This is a genomic window from Chryseotalea sp., assembly GCF_057350905.1.
In genome coordinates this window covers 74,331-94,883 of sequence record NZ_JBMRCF010000015.1, presented here as the reverse complement: position 1 = coordinate 94,883, position 20,553 = coordinate 74,331, and the positions used below count along the sequence as shown (strand labels likewise).

Sequence of the window (20,553 nt, the reverse complement as noted above, 5' to 3'; positions counted from 1 at the left end):
TCAGGTATCGATCAATTGATCGATCACCGACTTGAATTTTCTTTCGTTCTCTTCAGCGTTTAATATTTTGGAAGCCGCTTCAGCATTTTTCTTAAAAAACTGAATTTGCGCTGTTGTTAAATTTCGTAACTCCTCGGCTAAACTTTCTGCCGTAAATGCTTTTGATACCACACCCAACTTATGTTCACGAACAATATCAGCCATTTCAGGCGTTGGCCCAACGGCAATGGCTAAACGCGCCTGAATAAAATCAAATAACTTATTGGGTAATGTATTGGCGTAATTGAAATTAATGGGAGGTAATAAAAATATCCCCATATCATATTGGTTGATGGTATTCACTACATCTTTGCTGGCTACAGAGGGTAATATCTTAATACGATTGTCCTGCGCGGCAGTGGCTTTTAAGTCATCAATATATGCCTTGGTTTGCCCTGAGGCATAGTTGGAAGTCATTAGCATGAGATCTAAGGTAAAACGATCATCCAGTAACTTCATCATATCAATCATGAGATCCAGCCTGCGAGAGGCATTGGCAATGCCATGATGGATTAACCTTATTTTGTCAGGTAACACAGTGCTTGGCGTTATTTCATGATAGCGTGCTGCATTGGTAATAATGGTTGGTTTTACCTTAAAGTGCTTTTCATATTCATTCGCCAACCCACGGCCTACGGTAAGCATGGCACCTACCTGAGGAATGTAGGTTTTGCATAAATGCAGGTTAAATGGCTGGAAGAAAAGTCGCCAAACCAGCTTATCTTCAAAGTGACGGGGCGCATATTCGTGTGCATCAAAAATTACTTTCCCTTTTCCTTTTAGACTGAAGGCGAGGGGTAGGGTATCTACATCGTTGGCTATAATCAGGTCAAATTTTTTATGACTCAGAATAGTATGGAGTTGCTTTTCATAATTATGAAAAAGCCGGTAGGCTATTTTATAGAGCCGGAACAATAAAGCCAGGCTAAGTAAGCCTTTACGAGTAATGGTGAGTTTTGTCTGATTAATCTTGAAAAGTGTAACATGATCCAAGGGATCTGCATCAAAGGCTACCAACGATACTTCAAAGTGTTTCGCTAAAAACTGAACCTGACGCATTACCCTTGCATCGTGTTTAAGGTTACTAAAGACCAGTACCAGAACTTGTTTTCTCATCGGACGCGAAGATAATTAAGTTTCAGTAGCCTTTTAACATGCTTTCCTATCCGGTTAAAACACTATTTTTGCCTCCTCCATGGTACGAATCAGCAGGTCTTTCATCAAAGGGTCACTCATTTACACACTGGTAGGCGCTTTGCCGATGGCCAGCGCCATCTTGTTGCTTCCATTTTACATGGATCAGCTCACAACTGATAACTTTGGGGCGCTGTCAATTTACCTGACACTTTCTATTCTGGTACAGTTACTGGTTACATACAGCTACGACACCTCTTTGTATGTTCATTACCATGAGTTTAAGGAAGACACGAAGAAGCTAGCCTCTTTTATAGGCTCTGCCTTTTCGCTGATGTTTATTATCGGAACCATTGTATTCCTGCTTTTGGCGGTAACAGGTAATCTTATTATTGATTGGCAGTTTAAGGATAAACACATTGACTTTTTTCCGAATGGTTGGTTAGCGATTGGATCGGGTATATTTCAGGCAATTGTGAAAGTTCATAGCAGTTTGCTTCAGACACGTGAAAAGCAAGAGACTTTCTTTTGGTCAAATCTTTTCTTGTTCGTAGGTATCGTTGCCTTTACTCTAGGGGGGCTTTACTTATTTCCGTCAACACTAATTGGACCATTGGGCGGCCGTGCCCTTGCCCTCTCTTTTATTACGCTTTGGATTATTTATCGCATAGTCAGAGAATTCGGAGTTCATTTGAATTTAAATATTCTTGGGGAATCATTTCAGTTCAATCTCTACACCTTTATTTATCAATTGCAGCAGTGGTTCATTAACTATTTTGATAGACTCCTTATGCTTGCTTACGTTCCCTTATCAACCGTGGGCGTATATGATTTTGCAATTAAATGCCTAATAGGAATAGAGCTTTTTATGAATGGCTTACACAGCTCTTTTGTTCCAAAAGTAATGAAGGTGCTCGTTGGCCAAAAATTGAAGGAAGCGGTTCCGGAAACAAACCGTTACTACCATGGGTTTATTGCGGTTATGATGTTGGTGGTGTGTGCTGCTATACTGGTCGTGCCCCTTGGTATAACATGGTTAAGCGATTATCTTAACAAACCAGAGTATAAACTTTCTGTAAGCCTAATTCCATATATCAGTGTTCTCTTTCTGCTTCGCTCCATCAGACTGTACTTTGGTTTACCTTATACTATTTTAAAATATACGAAGCCGTTACCAATTATTTATTTGGTAGTAGCATTTGTCAAAATTGGAAGTGTTGTTTTGTTTGCTGCTAGCCTTGGTGTAAGAGGAGTTGTGTTGGCCAGTGCATTAAGCCTTTTTACTGATTTGATTCTGATTTATATTTTCTCGAAAAATCGATTCTCTTTTAATTTTAATATTTATAAGATACTCATTGCTCCGCTGATCTTGTTTACAATTATAATAAGTGGTGAATTATTACTGGATGGTTTAAATGATTTTTTGCGTCATTCTGTTTATTGTATACTGTGTGTTTTAATTTTATGGTTTACATACTATGCTGATCTGAAAGTCATTAATATATTTAATCTGATTAACTGGCGTCAGATACCAGATTCAGATAAACCCTGAGTATAATTATGTCTGAATCCAATTCATAAAATGTTTCTATTTTTGCAAGAACTTAAATGATGTTTTGGACCTGACTTAGAACATGATCATTAAAAATTAACCTAAAAATCCTAAATGCTTTCGACCCTCTACAGAAATTTAGTGCCTTTCTCATTTCGGCAAGCCATCTACGATTTTTTTCTTGGAAGAATCTTGTTTTTCATTCGGAATTTTAAGGTCATTATCAGAGCCAAGTTTACTTATCTGTTTGGGTTTTTGCTGCCAATGAATGAAGAAAATAAAGCATTTGCCTTTATTGGGAAATATGGCATAACATCTTATCCGGCCAATTATATGTTGGAGTATAAGAGTAAGGATATCCGGGTTGAACGTGATCTTGCATTGGATTTGCCTTACGTAAATCATCAAGGGAAAAAACTTTATTTCCCGCACTCTTATTCTGTGGAGAAGGTGAAAAAGGATTACCTCGCTTTGCTTATTGAGCAGGACTCACGCGCAGCTCATAGATATGTTCCTTCCTATCATGATTTGAAAGGTATGACGTTGTTAGACATAGGTTCTGCGGAGGGTATTTTTTCTTTAGATACAATTGACGTAGTTGATCGGGTAATACTATTTGAATACATGGAGAGCTGGCAAAAACCGCTTAGGGCAACATTTTCTCCTTGGCAGGAGAAAGTTACAATAGTGCCTAAGTTTGTTGGAGATAAAACGGAAGGAAACTTTATAAGGATTGACGATTATCTGGCAAATGAAAGTCCTGATAATTTATTCATCAAAATGGATATTGAAGGTGCAGAACGAATGGCATTGGCAGGCGCAGAGGAAACGTTATCTAACGGAAAGAATATAAAGGCGGCCATTTGTACGTACCACAAGGTAGGTGATCCAGAGTTCATGGATAAATTCTTTAAAGAATTTAATTTTTCAACCGAATTTTCTGAAGGGCTGATGTACTGGAATAAACGATTAAGTAAGGGTGTGATCCGTTGTAAGAAATGATTATCTATGAGCAGCTTTTTTAACAACATGCCGGTGTTTCGAGAACTAGTAAGAAGAATACGCAAGCGTGACTTTGAAAAGGAATGGCGAAAACGAAATGCGCATAACGAAACAAAAGCTGGTAAGCGCTTTTTTCCCATGGAGGTTGTTGAGGTTGGTAAGGGGAGTTATGGAACGCTCAATATACAAAGCCTATATGTTACGTCTCAGGAAAAACTAATCATCGGAAATTACGTATCAATCGCTCCAGATGTTACTTTTTTCCTTGGTGTGAATCATCAGTTGGATACAGTTACAACTTTTCCTTTTCACTCCAAGCTTATAAAACGCTCAGCGATTGATGCGCTTAGTAAGGGAGCGGTAGTGGTTGAAGATGAAGTATGGATTGGTACGGGAGTTATGATTTTCTCGGGTGTAACGATAGGGAAGGGAGCTGTTATCGCAGCTGGTGCTGTGGTTACTAAAGATGTTGCGCCCTATGCTATCGTGGGTGGAAATCCGGCAAAACTTATTCGTTATAGATTTGAAGAGGATATTATTAAGATCCTGTTGCCAATTTATTTTGTGAATTTTTCTGATGATTGGATACGTAAAAATATAGATATCATTTATAAAAAAATTGAAAGTAAGGATGATGCCCTGCGTTTTAAAGCAATGGCAGATGCTTATCAGGAACAATAATCATGAGCAATACATCAGTTAGAATATTAGCAACCTACTTGCCACAGTTTCACCCTGTACCAGAAAATGATGAATGGTGGGGTAAGGGTTTTACAGAGTGGACGAATGTGGGTAAGGCAAAGCCTCTGTTTCGTGGGCACTATCAACCCAGGGTTCCAGCTGATCTAGGCTACTACGATTTAAGACTTCCAGAAGTGCGTCAACAACAAGCTGACATGGCCAGAGCGTGCGGTATTGAAGGCTTTTGTTATTGGCACTACTGGTTTGGAAATGGAAAGCGATTACTTGAACGTCCTTTCAATGAAGTGCTTACATCTGGTAAACCGGATTTTCCCTTTTGTTTAAGTTGGGCCAACCATAGTTGGCAAGACAAACAATTCAGTAAAGAGGGTACAAATCGTATGCTACTTGAACAAAAGTATGGCGGAGAGCCTGATTACCTTGAACATTTTTATGCGCTACTGCCTGCCTTTCAAGATAAGCGCTACATACGTGTGGATAATAAACCTTTATTCCAGATATATCAACCGCTGCAGTTTCCTGACATTGATAAGTTCATCGCTTGCTGGCAGCGAGAAGCTAAGAAAAATGGTTTGGATGGAATACACTTCGTTGGGCATACATTGATAGAGGAGGACATTGAAGCCATCCTTGCAAAAGGTTTTGATGCAATAAATATTGTTCGGCTCTATCATTTTTATAAGCATAAATACACACTACCGGAAAGAGCTTTTATGAAAATGAAAAGACTCTGGTTTAAACACGGTGGTATTTTTGATTATGAGAAATTGTTTAAATATTTTTCAGATGAAAAAGATAAACAAGACAATTGGTATCCCACAATAATTCCTAACTGGGATCACTCGCCAAGGTCAGGCAGGCGTGGTAATATTTTCATTAACTCCAATCCAACTGTTTTTAAAAAGCATGTTAAGCAAGTCTTGGACACGGTAAAGCATAAAGAGCCAGATCATCGTATCATTTTCCTTAAATCATGGAATGAGTGGGCTGAGGGAAATTATATGGAGCCTGATTTGAAATTTGGTAGGGGATACGTAGAGGCCCTGAAGTCTGCTGTAGAAGAAATTAGAAAATAAAAAAAAACCTGCCCAAAGGCAGGTTTTTTTATTATAAGAGATGCTTCTAGTTTGTTGTTTCGAATAAAGCAGTGATTTCAGTTTGACTTAAAGTTCTGTCATACAATCGAACTTCATCGATAGTGCCTGAGAAATAGGGTAGTGTGTACGGGGCTTGTATTATTAAATTACCAATCACAAAGTTATCAATTCCCACAAGATCACTAATCCATTTACCATTATTAACACCAGCTTCAATACTTAACACCTCGGGTTGCCCATTGATAAATATTTTCCATTCAGTGCCTGTTGAAAGTAATACAAGATGATAGTAGGTGTTTGTCTGAAGAACAGTGGTTCCTTGTAACCAATTGGCAGAACCTGCCTCTCTTTGGTAAATTCCAACAGTTTTGTCGGTGCCATCAATTCTTAAAAAGCTTAAGTAATTTTCAGTAGATTGTTCATCACCAACACTACCAACATACTGTGTATGCCCTAAATTGTCAAATTTAACCCATGCAGCGAAGGTGCCTTGATTGTTAGATAAAAAAGTTGGTGCATTAACTTTTATATTATCGTCAGAAGAGTTGAACTTCATGGATTGATTTGATCTTCCAAGTTGATCGTCAAAAGCTATTGACCCAGAAATATTTCCATTATTACCGTTCCCGGTTAAATCTTCAGCAAGCCCTCCTGAAAATGAATAATGCGCTACTAAACCATTTTCAAGGTTAGTGTCCTCTGGATTTTCTTCTGAGCATGAGGCACTTACTAACAGAATGAAATAAAATAAGAAAGCCCTTGTACTGATAAATTTCATATTGCTACCGAGTTAATTTAGGTGGCAAAAGTACAGGATTATGCAGTGAAACCAAAAGGCAGGAAAAAACTTAGGAAGCACTTATTAACACTGTAAAAGTGGTGCCAATTCCAGGTTTGCTTTGAATATGCACACCACCCCCTAAACTCTCTGCCTGTAATTTTACCAGAAACAGACCAAGTCCTTTACCTTCAGTGTGGGTATGAAATCTTTTGTATAAACCAAACAGTTTATCCTTAAACTGAACGAGATCAATGCCAAGGCCATTATCCTGAACCTCTATTTGTATTTGTTTGCCCACCCGTTGCGATCTGAGTGTGATAACGAGGGGGCGTTCATAGGACCTGTATTTTATGGCGTTACTGATCAAATTGTAAAGGATACTGTGTACCATGGGTTTCACACTCTCAAATTCACTAACACCAAATTCATGTGTAATGGTAACTTCCTGTTCAATGATCTCGCGTTGCAACAATGTTTTAATCTGATTTAGTTCCGCCTGTAAAGAAACCTTATCCCGCACACTGGAGACATCGTTCTTTAACTCTATAATGTGGCTTAAATCTTTAATTGTTCCATCCAATGCCTTTATTGAATTGTTGAAGTGAATGAATAATTCTCTGTTACTGTCACCAAGTTCTTTTTGATTCAATAAACTGAATAAACCCTGCAGACTGGCAACGGGGCCCCTCAGGTTGTGACTGATCGTATATGAAAATTGCTGTAAATTATTATTGTGACTGATCAACTCATGATTCATTTCAGTGAGTGTGGCGTTGGACTGAATTAAACTGCTGTTTAATTGCTTATTCTCTTTTTCCAGTTGCGCGCGATGCTTTTCAACAAGCCCTGTTGCGAGCAAAAGCTCCTCTTGTTTTGCTGAAAGCTGGTTAATGAGGTCTACATTTTCTTTTTCAGATTTTTCAAAACTGTATTTTAAAAAGTAGGTGCTCGCAGCAATGATCAGGTAGGTGGCAGAAACTATAAAATTGACAAAGTAATAGTTAGGTCCAGTAAAGCCAAGTTGGTAATAGCCTACATCAAAGTATTCGTGAATAGGATCATAAAGCAAGATGCAAAGCAGATTAATGACGAGTGCACTTATCCAAAGCCTGCGTTCATTAAGGTCAAATAAAATGAAAGGTATAATGGTAGCCGTGAGTAAAGTAAGCCTGAACTCAAAGTATTGCATTTCTTCCAGTACGCGATAATTGAATTTATCAAAAACAGATATAATCAAGGAACCGATGCTGAGAAAGATAGCCAGTAAAATTCTGCTGGCATCTGTGTGCCCTAATCTATTTAGCAGTAGGGGAGTCAGAAATAATAGGGTAAAGATAAACCCAATCGTAGTTGAATTTATCAAGCCAAAAAAGCTAAAAGAAACCGTAGTCAGGAAACCAGTAAAAATGGCAATGAGCAGGCAAACGCGGTTGCTAAGCAGGATTGTTCTTTTTTCCTTTGAAGAATAATGTGATTCAATACCCCAGTAACTAAGGGTTTGCCATAGACTTACCATACAAACAATGAGGGAAGTTAACGGCTTGTTAAGTTAAATCCAATTAATTCCCTTTTTCAGAAGACTTAATGTTTTGGCTTCCTCAGAGTTATGCGCTGGCTGGTGGCTATATGCCCAATTTGCTTGGGGCGGCAGGCTCATCAGTATAGATTCTGTACGGCCATCGGTCTCCAAACCAAATTTAGTCCCTCTGTCCCACACTAAGTTAAATTCAACATAGCGACCTCTTCTTAAGTATTGCCACTGTTTTTCGGTCTCGCTATAAGGCAGGCTCTTATTCTTTTGCATAAAGTGTGTGTATATGGGGGCAAAGCTTGTACCCACAGCTTTCACAAAGTCAAAACGATCTTGCTTTGTGAATTGCTCATCTGCTTTCAGGTAATCAAAAAAGATACCGCCAATACCCCGGGTCTCTTGCCTGTGTTTAATGTAGAAATAATCATCTGCCCATTTTTTAAAGTCTGTGTAGTAAGAAGGGTGGTGCAGGTCACAGACTTTTTTTAATTGCGTGTGAAAATAGCGGGCATCTTCTTCTACAACATAGTGGGGTGTTAAGTCAATACCACCACCGAACCAATATTGACTTGTAGCTCCCTGCTTGCCAGCAGGTAGGATTTCAAAATAACGCACATTCATGTGAATGATCGGCACCATCGGACTGTGGGGATGAAGTACAATGGAGACTCCCGTGGCAAAAAAGTCCGCTGATGTCTCATCCAGTTTAAGCATTTTTAATGTATGCTCAGGTGCTTTGCCCCATACAGCCGAAAAATTAACACCACCTTTCTCTATTACCCGGCCATTAGTTAAGATACGTGAATGACCTCCTCCTCCTCCAGGTCTTTCCCATTTATCGCTTAGGAATTTACCTTGGCCATCGCCAATCTCCAACTGGTCACAAATGGATTGTTGCAATGAAATAAACCAGTCGTGGATATCTTCTTTAGTTGGCATATGCTGCATATAAAGGCTGCAAATTAGCACAAGTTCTGCAACCTATTTGTTTAAAATTACAGGGGTATTTGTTGTTTTACTTATCTTTAAGCGGTTAAGAAAAGTTAGGAAAGCGAGATGGAAATATCCCAGTCAAAAGCAAAAAGCAGAGTCCTTAAATCGCCAATTGAGCGTCCAATTTTGCTCAAAGCTTATGAATTAATGCATGCAGCCAAACGCATGGCAGAGACCTACGATGAAAACCGTGAGGTTTGCAGTAAATATGTGCACAGCACCTCTCGCGGACATGAGGCTATACAATTGGCTGCAGGTCTGCAACTTAAGGCCTATGATTATGCCTCCCTTTACTACAGAGACGAATCCATGCTGTTGGCAATGGGATTACAGCCTTTTGAATTGATGTTACAACTCATGGCTAAGCGCGATGACCCTTTCTCGGGGGGTAGAACTTATTATGGGCACCCCTCACTCAAACGCGAAGGCTTTCCTCTGATTCCGCATCAAAGTTCGGCCACGGGTATGCAAGCTATTCCGGCTACCGGCATGGCGCATGGTGTTGCCTACCTGGAATCACAAAATTTGCTGAAGGCGGAAGAGCCTCCTGTTACCCTTTGTTCATTAGGTGATGGATCGGTTACAGAAGGTGAGGTGGCCGAAGCCTTTCAAATGGCAGTGTTAAAGAAGCTACCGATTATTTATCTGATTCAAGATAATGATTGGGGGATTTCAGCCACCGGCAAAGAGATGCGTGCCATGGATGCTTATGAATATGCCGAAGGATTTAAAGGCCTCGAAAGAATGGCTGTTGATGGCTCTGATTTTGAAGATTCATACCTGGGTATAAAAAAAGCAATCGACTATGTGCGTAAAAAGCGGGCACCAATTCTGGTGCATGCAAAATGTCCATTGTTGGGGCATCATACATCGGGGGTAAGAAAAGAATGGTATCGTGAAGACCTGGAGCAACATCAAAAATTTGACCCTCTTGAAAAGCTTCATGCATACCTGATAGAGAAGGGGGAAACAGAAGAGCAACTTGATCAGATAAAGCAAATTGCCGCTGATAAAGTGGCGAGTGATTATTTAAAAGCAGTAGCAGCTGTTGATCCGGATGTGCATGATTTTGATTCTCATGAGTTTGCTCCTAGTCCGGTAACTGAAGAAATCGGTAAACGTAGCCCACAGGGAGGTGAGAAGGTAGTCATGGTAGATGCGGCACTGCACGCTGTAGATGAAATTCTAAAGAAACACCCGGAAGCTTTATTTTATGGACAGGATGTTGGGCGAAGATTAGGCGGTGTGTTCAGAGAAGCCGCAACCTTGGCACAAAAGTATGGAGACGATCGTGTTTTTAACACACCCATACAAGAGGCCTACATTGTTGGCTCAACAGCAGGCATGTCTGCCGTTGGTGCCAAGCCAATTGTAGAAATACAATTTGCAGATTACATATGGCCAGGTATAAATCAGTTGGTTGAAGAACTATCAAAGAGCTGTTATCTATCTAAAGGAAAATTCCCTATCCAGTCAGTTATACGTGTTCCTATTGGCGCATATGGGGGCGGTGGTCCTTACCATAGTGGTAGCGTTGAGAGCACTTTACTAACCATTAGGGGAATTAAAGTAGTGTATCCTTCCAATGCCGCTGACATGAAGGGTTTGATGAAAGCTTCTTTCTATGATCCTAACCCTGTGGTTATGTTAGAGCACAAGGGCTTGTATTGGTCCAAAGTACCTGGTACACTGGAAGCAAAAACAATAGAACCTGATGCAGATTATATTATACCCTTAGGCAAAGCCAGCATAGTGCAACAAGCTGATGCGGATAAAATAGCGTCTGGTGAATCATGCGTTGTAATTACCTACGGCATGGGGGTGTATTGGGCTAAAGAGGCTGCAAAATCCTTCAGTGGTCAGGTTGAAATTATTGATCTGAGAACATTAAACCCGATTGATTGGGAAAGCATTACAACATCGGTGAAAAGCCATAGTCGCGCATTTATACTTACAGAGGAACCGTTATTGAATTCATTTGCAGAATCGCTCGCAGGTAGAATATCGAAAGAATGCTTCCAATATTTAGATGCACCTGTATGGACCTTGGGTGCAGTAAACTTGCCGGCCATTCCACTCAATGTCGAGTTAGAGAAAATGATGTTACCCAATGCCGATAAAGTAAAGGAGGAGTTGCGTAACTTGTTAAACTATTAACAGTTAGTAGATTACTTATACTGTACCTAGGTAAAAAAATCGATGCATTGATATTTTTAGTTGGCTCCTAAAAACATTTTTTGAATCTGAATCAATGCTTACTTTTGTGCCTTACTAACCTAAACTCGTTTATGAAAAGAATTATTTTTTGTACAATGTTTACAGCATTGTTAGGTGGGCATTTTGCAGTACAAGCCCAGACCCTAGAAGAAAAAATGGAGAAAGAGTATGTCGTGAAAGGATCCATCATCAAAGAAGGAAAAGAAATAGAAGGGTATATCATGAAAACTGGAACTGAAACACTCATGTCAAGTACAGAAACAGTTCCTGCCCCATGGGAATTTCAAAAGGATATTCGCTTTATCGAAAAAAGTGCTTTTGATGCCCTTGCAAAAGTTAAGCTGAAAGATTTTGATAAATATGGTGCGGATGAAATCGATGGATATAAATATCAAGGCGACTCATTGATGACTTTTGAGAGTGTTAAGTATGCAGATATGTCTGCTGTGGGTACTGGCATGATTGCAAAAAAAATGTTTATGCAAAAATACTCAGAAGGTAAAATAAGCTTATACATGCACTATTCACCACCATTATCAATGGGTGAAGTTTCTGCCATGGAACAAAGCATGCGCGATGGCGCAGTGGGTAGCTTAGTTTATAAAGTTGGTAAAGACGGTAAACTAAAGCTTATTAATAACCTTAACGTAAAGAAAGAGCTCGCGGATTGTCCAGTCGTAGTTGAGAAATTCGAAAAAGGTGGTTATGGAATGCAAGCCGATAAGGAGGAAGCAACTGGTTTAGCTAAATTTGCTGATCAAACCCTTAACAGAGATGTTATTCGCCTTGCTGCGATTTTTGAATACAATGTTATCTGTAAGTAATTGATTTGATTTATCAATCAAATTAGAGCAGCAGTCTTTCAAGTAAGACTGCTGTTTTTTTTTTCAGCCAACCAGACTATTTTTTTCTTTATTCTCATGGTTATCGATGATAACTTTAAAGAATTATTTTCTTCAATCCTACTAAAAACCAAAAGCCATACTGCACTGCTTACTCAATTGTTGTTCAGAAAAGTCCATTCCACATATTTTTTAGATAAGTTTAAAGCAGGCAGAGGCTTTTCATAAGAAGCTTTATAGGGTAGCTTACCTATAAATTGAGTGATTTTTAGCAGCTGAATAATATTATAAAATCCTCTATTTTTACACCTTAAAACCCAACCAACCCTTTTTATGAGTGCATTTAGAACTTTTAACAAAGCAGTAGAAAGTACAATAGAGTTTTTCATTTTCTTTTCCCGGTGGCTCCAGGCCCCTATATACCTTGGTCTGATTATAGGCTCCCTGTTATACGTTTATAAATTTCTTGAGGAGTTATCCAGATTGGCTTTAACCATTAATGAGATAACGGAAGTGCAAGCCATGTTGGCTATATTGGGTCTCATCGATATCTCTATGGTTATGAACCTGCTGGTGATTGTAATCATTGGTGGTTATTCCATTTTTACCAGTAAAATAGATTTTGATGAACAGGAAGACAGGCCCCATTGGATTGACCATCTGGATGCAGATAGACTGAAGGTTAAATTGGCAACCTCATTAGCTTCTATCTCTGGTGTTCACCTATTAAAAACATTTATTGATATACATTCTGAATCTGAGAGGGGTAAAGGTTTTGAAGATTTGAACTATGAAATAGCGATTCACCTTGTGTTCATTATTTCTGCACTGATTCTTGCCTGGATTGCTAAAATACTAGAGAAGAAAACGCAGAAGGCAGCATAATCTATTCACAACCAGCGAGGTTTGTATGCAATGACAAAACTGACTTTTTACCCGAGATTGCGATAGACCAATTTGATTTGTGTGATTATGTTGTAACAATAATTGTAACGCAGGCTGGTAGGTCGTTGATGGATCAAGAAGGTGTAGGAGAACGAGCGATTAATAAGGCATAACAATTTAGTAACAGGCAGGCTATCGGTAGGTAATACACCCATTGTATTTTTGTACATTACTTCTTCATAGGTTTAGGTTCCCTTAGGTTGAGAGACCTCGGGGAATCCTTTTATACAGGCATGGCCAAACGTACAAAAAAGCGCGAAGTAGAAATTGTGGTGTTATCCGATATACACCTTGGTACCTATGGCTGCCATGCAGAAGAGCTTCTCAAGTACCTCAAAACCATCAAACCTAAAAGACTGATTCTGAATGGCGACATTATAGACATGTGGCAGTTTAGTAAGCGCTACTGGCCTAAGTCGCATATGCAGGTGGTGAAGCACATTACAGGTTTGCTGGCAAAAAATACCAAAATCACTTACCTGACAGGTAACCACGATGAAATGTTGCGGAAATTTGCAGGGTTTAAACTAGGCTCTTTTACCATTGATAATAAAGTCGTTTTAAAACTGAACCAAAAACGCGCCTGGGTTTTTCATGGTGATGTATTTGACATTACTATGCAATACTCTAAGTGGCTTGCCAAACTCGGTGCCATTGGCTACGATACACTCATTGTCCTGAACACTTTTGTAAATTGGATACTGACTAAAGTGGGTCGTCAAAAGATTTCACTTTCCAAAAAAGTGAAAGACAGTGTAAAAAGTGCAGTAAAATTTATCAACAATTTTGAAACTACAGCCGCAGATATAGCTATTGAAAACGGTTACGATTATGTAATCTGTGGGCACATCCATCAACCTGAGATAAAGCATATTCAAACTGAAAAAGGAGAGGTATTGTACTTAAATTCAGGTGACTGGGTGGAAAATCTGACTGCCCTGGAATATGATGGTGTAGAGTGGAGAATTTACAGATACTTTGAAGATGAACGTGCCAAGACAGTTAAGTTACCAAAAAGACTTCGCGACAAGTTGGATAATGATGAGATATTCCGCGATCTTGTTAATGAATTTTTAACAGTTCGCAAGTGAAAATACTCTACGCAATTCAGGGCACAGGCAATGGCCACCTGGCCAGAGCCGAAGACATTATTCCTGAACTTCAAAAACATGGTAAACTTGATTTATTTGTTAGTGGTGCTCAGGCAGATATTAAATTATCGTATCCCGTTAAATATAAATCAAAAGGGTTGAGTTTTTATTTCGGTAAGGGTGGGGGTGTTGATTTGCTAAAAACTTTTCGAAAAAATAGTACCAAAGATGTCTATAGAGAAATCAAGGAATTTCCTGTGGAGAAGTATGATTTAGTAATTAATGATTTCGAGCCCATCTCGGCCTGGGCCTGCAGGCGAAAAAATATTCCTTGTGTGGCATTAAGTCATCAATCGGCCTTACTATCGCCCAAAGTACCTTCACCCAAGCATTATGATCCCGTGGGGGATTGGATACTAAAAAACTATGCGCCATCGCAAGCTCATGTTGGTTTTCACTTCGCGGCATTCGACAAAAACATCTACACACCTGTGATCCGTGCAGGAATTCGAAAGGCGAGCAACACCATGCGCGACCATTATACTGTGTATCTGCCTGCATATGATGATCGTAAATTGGTGCCATTATTAGCAAAACTACCTCATGTACGGTGGCATATTTTTTCCAAGCATACAAAAAAAGCTTACCACATTGGCAAGCTATCAGTGTACCCGGTTAATAAAGAAGAATTTGAAGCAAGCATGACCTCTGCCAAAGGTGTGTTGTGTGGCGCTGGCTTTGAAACACCAGCAGAAACCTTATACCTGCATAAAAAACTGATGGTGGTGCCAATGAAGAATCAATATGAGCAATACTATAATGCCATAGCCTTAAAAGAATTGAAAGTTCCGGTTTTAAAGAACATCAAGAAAAAAAGACTGGAGACCATTGCTGAATGGGTAGAATCCGATACCGTAATCAATATTGAATATCCAAACATAACAGAGCAGGCCGTAAATGATGCTGTTGCCATGGGTAGGTCTTTGTAGTGGGTGTTACCTTAGTTTTATCAATTTCTTTATATCTTAATCCTTCTATAAACCTGACTTAATCAACAGGTAAAGGCGCTATACTATCTTTCTTAAAACACTTTCTGATGAGTGATAAAGCGCATAGGATATTGGTTGTGGATGATGATCAGGATATACTTGACTTACTTTCATATAATCTGGAAAAAGAGGGATTCAAAGTAAAGACTGTATCGGATAGTGCTAAAGCCATTCGCCAGGCTAAGTCCTTTCATCCGGATTTGATCATTCTCGACATTATGATGCCCCACCCCAATGGCATTGAAATCTGTCGCTACCTTCGCAGCAGTAGTGCTTTTGAAAACACTTATATCTTCTTTCTTACAGCCCGATCTGAAAGTTATTTTGTACAGGCAGCTTTGGATACGGGTGGCGATGATTTTATCGAAAAAATTGTTGGACTCAGGGCATTAACTTATAAAGTAAGTACTGTATTGAAGCAGCATTTCGTGATTCGCAAAAGCATTGCAAAACTTACTATCGGTTCACTTACCTTAAATCGAAAGAAGTTGTCGGTTAAAATTGGCAAACGCGAAATGATGTTGAGTAAACCGGAATTTGAATTACTTTTCTTTTTTGCGCAGAATCCGGGTAAACAAATTAGCATTGACAGCCTTTTGCAAACAATCTGGGGTTCGGAAATTTATCTGGTGGAATCGTCTATTGAAGCCTATATTAAAAACCTGAGAAAAAAAATTGGTCATCATATTCTCGAGCAAACCATTGACAGGCATTTTTACCTTTCACTTACCTAACAAAGTGATAGAGAACATTATTCCAGGAAACCATAAGTACGTAAAAACAAAAAAACCGCTTCAATTACGAAACGGTTTTTGTTTGAAATTTATCAAGATTCTAGACTCGATCATCGAGTCTCTGACCTCGATCTATTTAGTCGGGTCTTCAAATGACTTCAACTTACTCACCTCTATTTTATTATTCTTTTTATCAACATCTGCCATTCGTAATGAAGGGTCAATTTCAATAGTATCTATCTCACTTGCTTTTTTGCCAAGCTTGGCTGTGTAAGTAGGGTATACCCATGGCCAGGCTTCTAAATCAGTTCTGCTGATAGTAGTGTTTTCCTTAATCTTCTTACCTAATAATTCATTGAGCGGGATGTAGAGCATTTCTTTGCTGCCATCCTTATACGTTACCAGCAGATCAACAGGCATAGGAAAATCGCCTATTCGCTCAAGCGTAATTAAAGTAGCACCATCTTTCTCCACTACACTCTTAATTCCATAATCAATTTTTTTAGTTGTATTAACCCAGTAGTTCATATACCAGTTTAATTGCAAGCCACTGGTCTTTTCCATGATGCGGATAAAATCATTCGGCTCAGGGTGCTTAAACTTCCAGGTGTTGTAATACCTGCGCATAGCTTTATAGAATACTTCTTCACCCATTACATACTTTAATTGGTGTAGAAAAACTGTGCCCATAGAATACGCAGCAGTACCATAAGCCCTGTTGGTATTGTAGTGGTCTGAATGTTGACTGATGGGTTCCTGTAGACCACTGCTTACCAACGAAAAATATCCTCGGTAACTTCCATCATGTGCTTTGCTTTGGTCCTGGTTAAACATGGCAGTCATTGATTCATTCGAAGAGAAATCAGTGAAACCCTCATCCATCCAGGGGTATAATGCTTCATTAGAGGCTAACACTCCCTGATACCAGCTATGCGAAACTTCATGTGCCATAACACCTACAAGACTGCCAATGCTTCGTTCACCGGTTATGAGGGTACACATCGGGTATTCCATTCCACCATCACCACCTTGAATAATGGAATAGGTTTCATACGGATATTTACCAAACGTTTTATTCATGAATTCGAAATGCTTGACGCCATAGTTCTTAAGTTCCTTCCAATTAGCGGTGGTTTTTTCTCCCGGCTGATAAAAGAAGTGAAGCATCGGTCCGTTGGGTACCTGAGCAGTTTCGTGTGCGTAATCGGGGTCGGCAGCAAAGGCGAAATCAATTACATTTTTAGCAACAAAGTGCCAGGTTAAATCGCCAGCGGGACGGTTCACTTTAGTGCCTGCACTTTCATAACCATGACCGATTTTATCAGCATTTTGTAATACACCTGTTCCTCCAATAATAAATTTCGGATCTATGGTAATTTTTACATCAAAATCGCCCCACACGCCCTGAAATTCTCTGGCTACATATTGATAAGCATGCCATCCTTTAAAATCATATTCAGCCAATTTAGGATACCATTGTGTCATAGAGTAAGCGATATCTTCTTTACTATTTCTTCCTGATCTTCTTATTTGCACCGGAACTTGTGCCTCAAATTTCATATCGAAAGTTGTTTTGCTATTTGGCATTAAAGGCTTAGCAAGGGCCACTTCCATTACGGTACCTTCAATATTCCAGGTAAGATCTTTGCCATCTTGCTTAAGTGTTTCAATATGTTGATAGCCAATCTCACTATCGCTTAGTTTTGAAATTCTGTCGCCCACACGTGCATCCGGGTCCACAATATTTCTGGAGCGTACATCCATCATGCTACCGGGTTGAAAGGCATTAAAAAAGAGGTGATAATATACTTTGGTAAGGGTGTCTTTGGAGTTATTGTAATACACCAGTTTTTGAGTGCCATTCACTTTATGCGTAGCTACATCGAGTTTTACATCCATGCTGTACTCCACGCGTTGTTGCCATCGGTAGTCCTGGCTATGCGCGGTAAACAACACACCTAATAAGCAAAAGGTAATAATTGACTTGTAATACATGCTAATAACAGTTTATCAGCTGTAAGTATATTGAAAGAAAGGCTTATTGCCAAGCGCTTTTACGTGACTTAAAAGCAGGGAGCCAACTAAAGGAGGCCGTAATGAAGCTACTCTCAGAAAACGTTAGGTTTTCGCTGGGTAGAGCTTTAGGAACGCTATAGACATAGGTAAGCAGCAAATTGGTTTTACCTATGGAGATGCTCACCGGAAGCGTAAAAGAAAGATTCATCAATCCAAACTCGCGTTTTTCGGTTACGATGGTTGGAAATACCTTTCCATAAGTTCTGTAGTTGTACAGTGCTTCCAGTCTTGTTCGCGGAACAAGCACCTCAGTGCTATAAAATATTTCATCGCCCACAAGAAGATAAAAGGTAGGTAGAATTGCGATGCGTTTAATCAATGCTTTTTTCTTGATTTCAAAAGTAGCTCCCAGAGAAGGAATAATTCGTTGAACAGTTTTATCGCCAAAATAAAATGAATAAGTCAGGCCGGTGTTGAGCCATCGATAATCAAAACTGCCATTGAGCGAGACTGTATTCTTATAGGGGATGTAGACATCTTCTGTGTCAGTATGATAGAAGTAGCGATCATAGGTGGCCATGAGACTGAATTTTTTTGAGATAATGGGGGAGTAACCTACCGAAGCAAGTGTCAAATAGTAGGGAGGGGAGAAGTCTTTGCTCCAGAAGCCTGACACATCAGCGAAGAGCCCGGATTTGTGATAATACGTAATGCCGGGTGCTAAACCAAAGTTTTCAACCCCCAGCGTTCTGCCAGCTGCAATTACATTACTATTATATCCTAACCTTAATGCGAGTTGAGACTGCGCATGGATATCAGCATTCAATAAACTGTCGATAAGCGAAAATACAGAAAGTGAATCGCCACTGATCAGGAAGTCGAGATCATCGCCAAATAATAAAGAATCAACGTCTTGTGCATGAAGTACAGAAGACGTTGATAATAATAGTGTTAAGAATAGAAGCCGAAGGCCTTTCATGCCATTGACAAATCGCTTTTAGTTATTGCGTTGTTGTTGCCTTTGTTGCATGCGGTCGCGCTGCAACTCCCTTTTTTGATGCTGCATCTGTCGCTGTTGCACCTGATGTAATACAAGTTTGCGAAAATCTTCTTCCGCCCTGCGCAGGTTCATCAATTTCTCCGGTGATATGGTTTGTCTTATTTTTCCTGAATACTCTTTTTCAAGATCAAGGTTTTGCTGTTTCAGTTTGTATTCAAGATCAAGCAGTTCCTCGGCAGGTTTTCCTTCTTTTCTGGCCTGGTTAAACTGATGCTTGAGCGTGCGTTGCTTTTCTGTAAACTCCCGGTACAGCGGCCAGAATTTCTCTGCCTCGGCTGGCGTTAGGGCTAGTCTTTCCGTGATGTAAGCAACACGTGCTGCATTAATTTTTTCTCTTGCTGCCGGATCGGGCGCTAGTGCTTCTTCATCTTGTGCAAGGCTGCTAAAGCCTGCCAGTGCAAACAAGACTAAACTGAGGAAGAATATCTTTTTCATGTTATAAATTATTTGTGTCTATTTCATCTAAGAGCGCTTCTATGTCATCGCCAGGAAATGATAATTTGTAAACTGCATTTTCCAGGCTGTCAGCTTCCGCAATGCTCGGATTCATTTCATCTAAAAAATCTTCATATGAAGTGCTTTCAGCATCGGCCAGAAACTCAACCAGGGCAGTGGTTTCTATTGATGCGAGCAAGTCGTCAGCGGCATCACTGTCAATCGTTGGTTGCGAGAACCAGACAATCCCCACCACAAAAAGAATGAGCACAGGTAAAGCATATTGAAGCGAGTAGCGAAAAGCAGGTCTTGCAAGCAAGCTTGGCTTCTCTGCTAACTTCGCGTTAATCCTGTTAGGAAGTGCTTCAAAATAGCCCTCAGGCGCGCTAAAATGATCTTTTTTAGGTATGTCCTCCAGTTTCTTCATTTTCAAGTCTTTGACGGTTTTAATGGCTCAGGGTTTAATTAAATAATGATTAATTCTTCAATTTTTTTTACGGCATAGTGATAACTCGCTTTTAAGGCCCCCACACTTGTTTGTGTTATTTCAGCAATTTGTTCGTAAGTAAGGTCTTCGAAATACTTCATATTAAAAACGAGCCGTTGTTTATCAGGTAATTGTAAGAGCGCTTTTTGAAGTTTCAGCTGAATCTCGTCACCCGAAAGTCCTGGATGTGCATCCAGCTTGGCACTCAGTTCACCGGCCACATCACCAATAGGGAGGAAGAAACGCCTCTTTTTCTTTTGCAGAAAGGTCAGGCATTCGTTAGTAGCGATTCTGTAAATCCATGTAAAAAGCTGGGCATCTTCGCGAAAGCCGTCAATATGCTTGTGTATCTTAATGAAAGTCTCCTGGGTAATGTCATCGGCATCGTCATGATCGATTACCATTTTACGCACATGCGCATAGACCCGCTGTTGGTAGGTTCGCACCAGCATGTTAAAGCCATAATTCCGGGTTTCCGGCTGTCGAATCTTACTGAGGAGTTCGCTGTCTTCCAAGACTAGTTTCGTTCTTTTGAATTTAGACAGATTTTTGGTTTGATGGTTTAATGCAGCCTAAAAAATAGTTTTTAAAGATCAGCCTGTGCTAACAGAATGCCCCAATCAAAAGCAATCTTTGTGAAGATTAGCGGTGCTTAAGTATACTGATTCCATCCCGGTCGCACGTCTTTATATTCTGAAGGAGTCATCAGAATTATTCTACTGATTTCTGACTAATGCTTGTTTTTGCATTCTATTCTGCCTTCCAGAAGAGGCTGTGTATGGGTTTATTTATCGAAATGTTTAGGTAACATAGTGGTAAACGTGATCTACTTTTACTTAGCATAGC

19 protein-coding genes are annotated in these 20,553 nt (G+C 39.7%); 10 read left to right on the top strand and 9 right to left on the bottom strand.

The genetic code is table 11. From position 1 onward, the window contains the following. Positions 1-1,155 carry a glycosyltransferase family protein gene (locus ACO1XM_RS16845; RefSeq protein WP_486231119.1) on the bottom strand — a complete coding sequence of 385 codons (1,155 nt, stop codon included), beginning with the start codon at positions 1,153-1,155 and terminating at the stop codon, positions 1-3. A 79-nt stretch (positions 1,156-1,234) separates the two neighbouring features. Between ACO1XM_RS16845 and ACO1XM_RS16840 the strand changes: the two genes are divergently transcribed. The 4 genes from ACO1XM_RS16840 to ACO1XM_RS16825 all read left to right on the top strand — a co-directional run bounded on the left by ACO1XM_RS16840 (position 1,235) and on the right by ACO1XM_RS16825 (position 5,505). Continuing rightward, positions 1,235-2,725 carry a lipopolysaccharide biosynthesis protein gene (locus ACO1XM_RS16840; RefSeq protein WP_486231117.1) on the top strand — a complete coding sequence of 497 codons (1,491 nt, stop codon included), beginning with the start codon at positions 1,235-1,237 and terminating at the stop codon, positions 2,723-2,725. A 114-nt stretch (positions 2,726-2,839) separates the two neighbouring features. Further along, a complete protein-coding gene (locus tag ACO1XM_RS16835; RefSeq protein WP_486231115.1) occupies positions 2,840-3,727 on the top strand; it encodes an FkbM family methyltransferase in 888 nt (295 codons plus the stop codon). A 6-nt stretch (positions 3,728-3,733) separates the two neighbouring features. Continuing rightward, positions 3,734-4,408, top strand: a complete 675-nt coding sequence (locus ACO1XM_RS16830; protein ID WP_486231113.1) for a CatB-related O-acetyltransferase — start codon at positions 3,734-3,736, stop codon at positions 4,406-4,408. A 2-nt stretch (positions 4,409-4,410) separates the two neighbouring features. Next, positions 4,411-5,505: a glycosyltransferase WbsX family protein gene (locus ACO1XM_RS16825; protein ID WP_486231111.1), complete on the top strand. Its 1,095-nt coding sequence runs from the start codon at positions 4,411-4,413 to the stop codon at positions 5,503-5,505. A 46-nt stretch (positions 5,506-5,551) separates the two neighbouring features. Here ACO1XM_RS16825 and ACO1XM_RS16820 read toward each other — a convergent pair whose 3' ends face one another. The 3 genes from ACO1XM_RS16820 to hemF form a co-directional block, all read right to left on the bottom strand. After that, a complete protein-coding gene (locus ACO1XM_RS16820) occupies positions 5,552-6,304 on the bottom strand; it encodes a LamG domain-containing protein (RefSeq protein ID WP_486231109.1) in 753 nt (250 codons plus the stop codon). 70 nt (positions 6,305-6,374) lie between these two features. Further along, positions 6,375-7,823: a sensor histidine kinase gene (locus ACO1XM_RS16815; protein ID WP_486231107.1), complete on the bottom strand. Its 1,449-nt coding sequence runs from the start codon at positions 7,821-7,823 to the stop codon at positions 6,375-6,377. A gap of 33 nt (positions 7,824-7,856) precedes the next feature. Continuing rightward, positions 7,857-8,777, bottom strand: a complete 921-nt coding sequence (hemF, locus tag ACO1XM_RS16810) for an oxygen-dependent coproporphyrinogen oxidase (RefSeq protein WP_486231105.1) — start codon at positions 8,775-8,777, stop codon at positions 7,857-7,859. 219 nt (positions 8,778-8,996) lie between these two features. Here hemF and ACO1XM_RS16805 point away from each other — a divergent pair, with 219 nt between their 5' ends. The 6 genes from ACO1XM_RS16805 to ACO1XM_RS16780 all read left to right on the top strand — a co-directional run bounded on the left by ACO1XM_RS16805 (position 8,997) and on the right by ACO1XM_RS16780 (position 15,709). After that, a complete protein-coding gene (locus ACO1XM_RS16805) occupies positions 8,997-10,988 on the top strand; it encodes an alpha-ketoacid dehydrogenase subunit alpha/beta (RefSeq protein ID WP_486231103.1) in 1,992 nt (663 codons plus the stop codon). 131 nt (positions 10,989-11,119) lie between these two features. Further along, positions 11,120-11,872, top strand: coding sequence for a hypothetical protein (locus ACO1XM_RS16800; protein WP_486231101.1), 753 nt, complete (start codon positions 11,120-11,122; stop codon positions 11,870-11,872). A gap of 351 nt (positions 11,873-12,223) precedes the next feature. Further along, entirely contained in the window at positions 12,224-12,775 is a 552-nt protein-coding gene (locus tag ACO1XM_RS16795) for a TIGR00645 family protein (RefSeq protein ID WP_486231099.1), read from the top strand. Between the two features lie 293 nt (positions 12,776-13,068). Then, positions 13,069-13,926 (top strand): UDP-2,3-diacylglucosamine diphosphatase, encoded by an 858-nt coding sequence (locus ACO1XM_RS16790; protein ID WP_486231097.1) that lies wholly within the window; start codon positions 13,069-13,071, stop codon positions 13,924-13,926. Further along, entirely contained in the window at positions 13,923-14,915 is a 993-nt protein-coding gene (locus ACO1XM_RS16785) for a glycosyltransferase family protein (RefSeq protein ID WP_486231096.1), read from the top strand. Before ACO1XM_RS16790 ends, ACO1XM_RS16785 begins: the two co-directional genes overlap by 4 nt. Before the next feature lie 107 nt (positions 14,916-15,022). Beyond that, entirely contained in the window at positions 15,023-15,709 is a 687-nt protein-coding gene (locus ACO1XM_RS16780) for a response regulator transcription factor (protein WP_486231095.1), read from the top strand. A 132-nt stretch (positions 15,710-15,841) separates the two neighbouring features. On the opposite strand, the gene ACO1XM_RS16775 is transcribed toward ACO1XM_RS16780, so the two are convergent. Genes ACO1XM_RS16775 through ACO1XM_RS16755 form a run of 5 tightly spaced genes read right to left on the bottom strand, consistent with a single transcriptional unit; the run spans position 15,842 to position 20,222 of the window. Continuing rightward, the gene (locus ACO1XM_RS16775) at positions 15,842-17,704 is read right to left on the bottom strand and encodes a M1 family metallopeptidase (protein WP_486231094.1); all 1,863 of its coding nucleotides are present in this window, start codon (positions 17,702-17,704) and stop codon (positions 15,842-15,844) included. 43 nt (positions 17,705-17,747) lie between these two features. Further along, entirely contained in the window at positions 17,748-18,704 is a 957-nt protein-coding gene (locus tag ACO1XM_RS16770; RefSeq protein WP_486231093.1) for a hypothetical protein, read from the bottom strand. Between the two features lie 18 nt (positions 18,705-18,722). Further along, positions 18,723-19,220 carry a hypothetical protein gene (locus ACO1XM_RS16765; RefSeq protein ID WP_486231092.1) on the bottom strand — a complete coding sequence of 166 codons (498 nt, stop codon included), beginning with the start codon at positions 19,218-19,220 and terminating at the stop codon, positions 18,723-18,725. A gap of 1 nt (position 19,221) precedes the next feature. After that, positions 19,222-19,647, bottom strand: a complete 426-nt coding sequence (locus ACO1XM_RS16760) for a hypothetical protein (protein ID WP_486231090.1) — start codon at positions 19,645-19,647, stop codon at positions 19,222-19,224. 38 nt (positions 19,648-19,685) lie between these two features. Further along, positions 19,686-20,222 (bottom strand): RNA polymerase sigma factor, encoded by a 537-nt coding sequence (locus ACO1XM_RS16755; RefSeq protein ID WP_486231088.1) that lies wholly within the window; start codon positions 20,220-20,222, stop codon positions 19,686-19,688. Positions 20,223-20,553 lie beyond the last annotated feature (331 nt).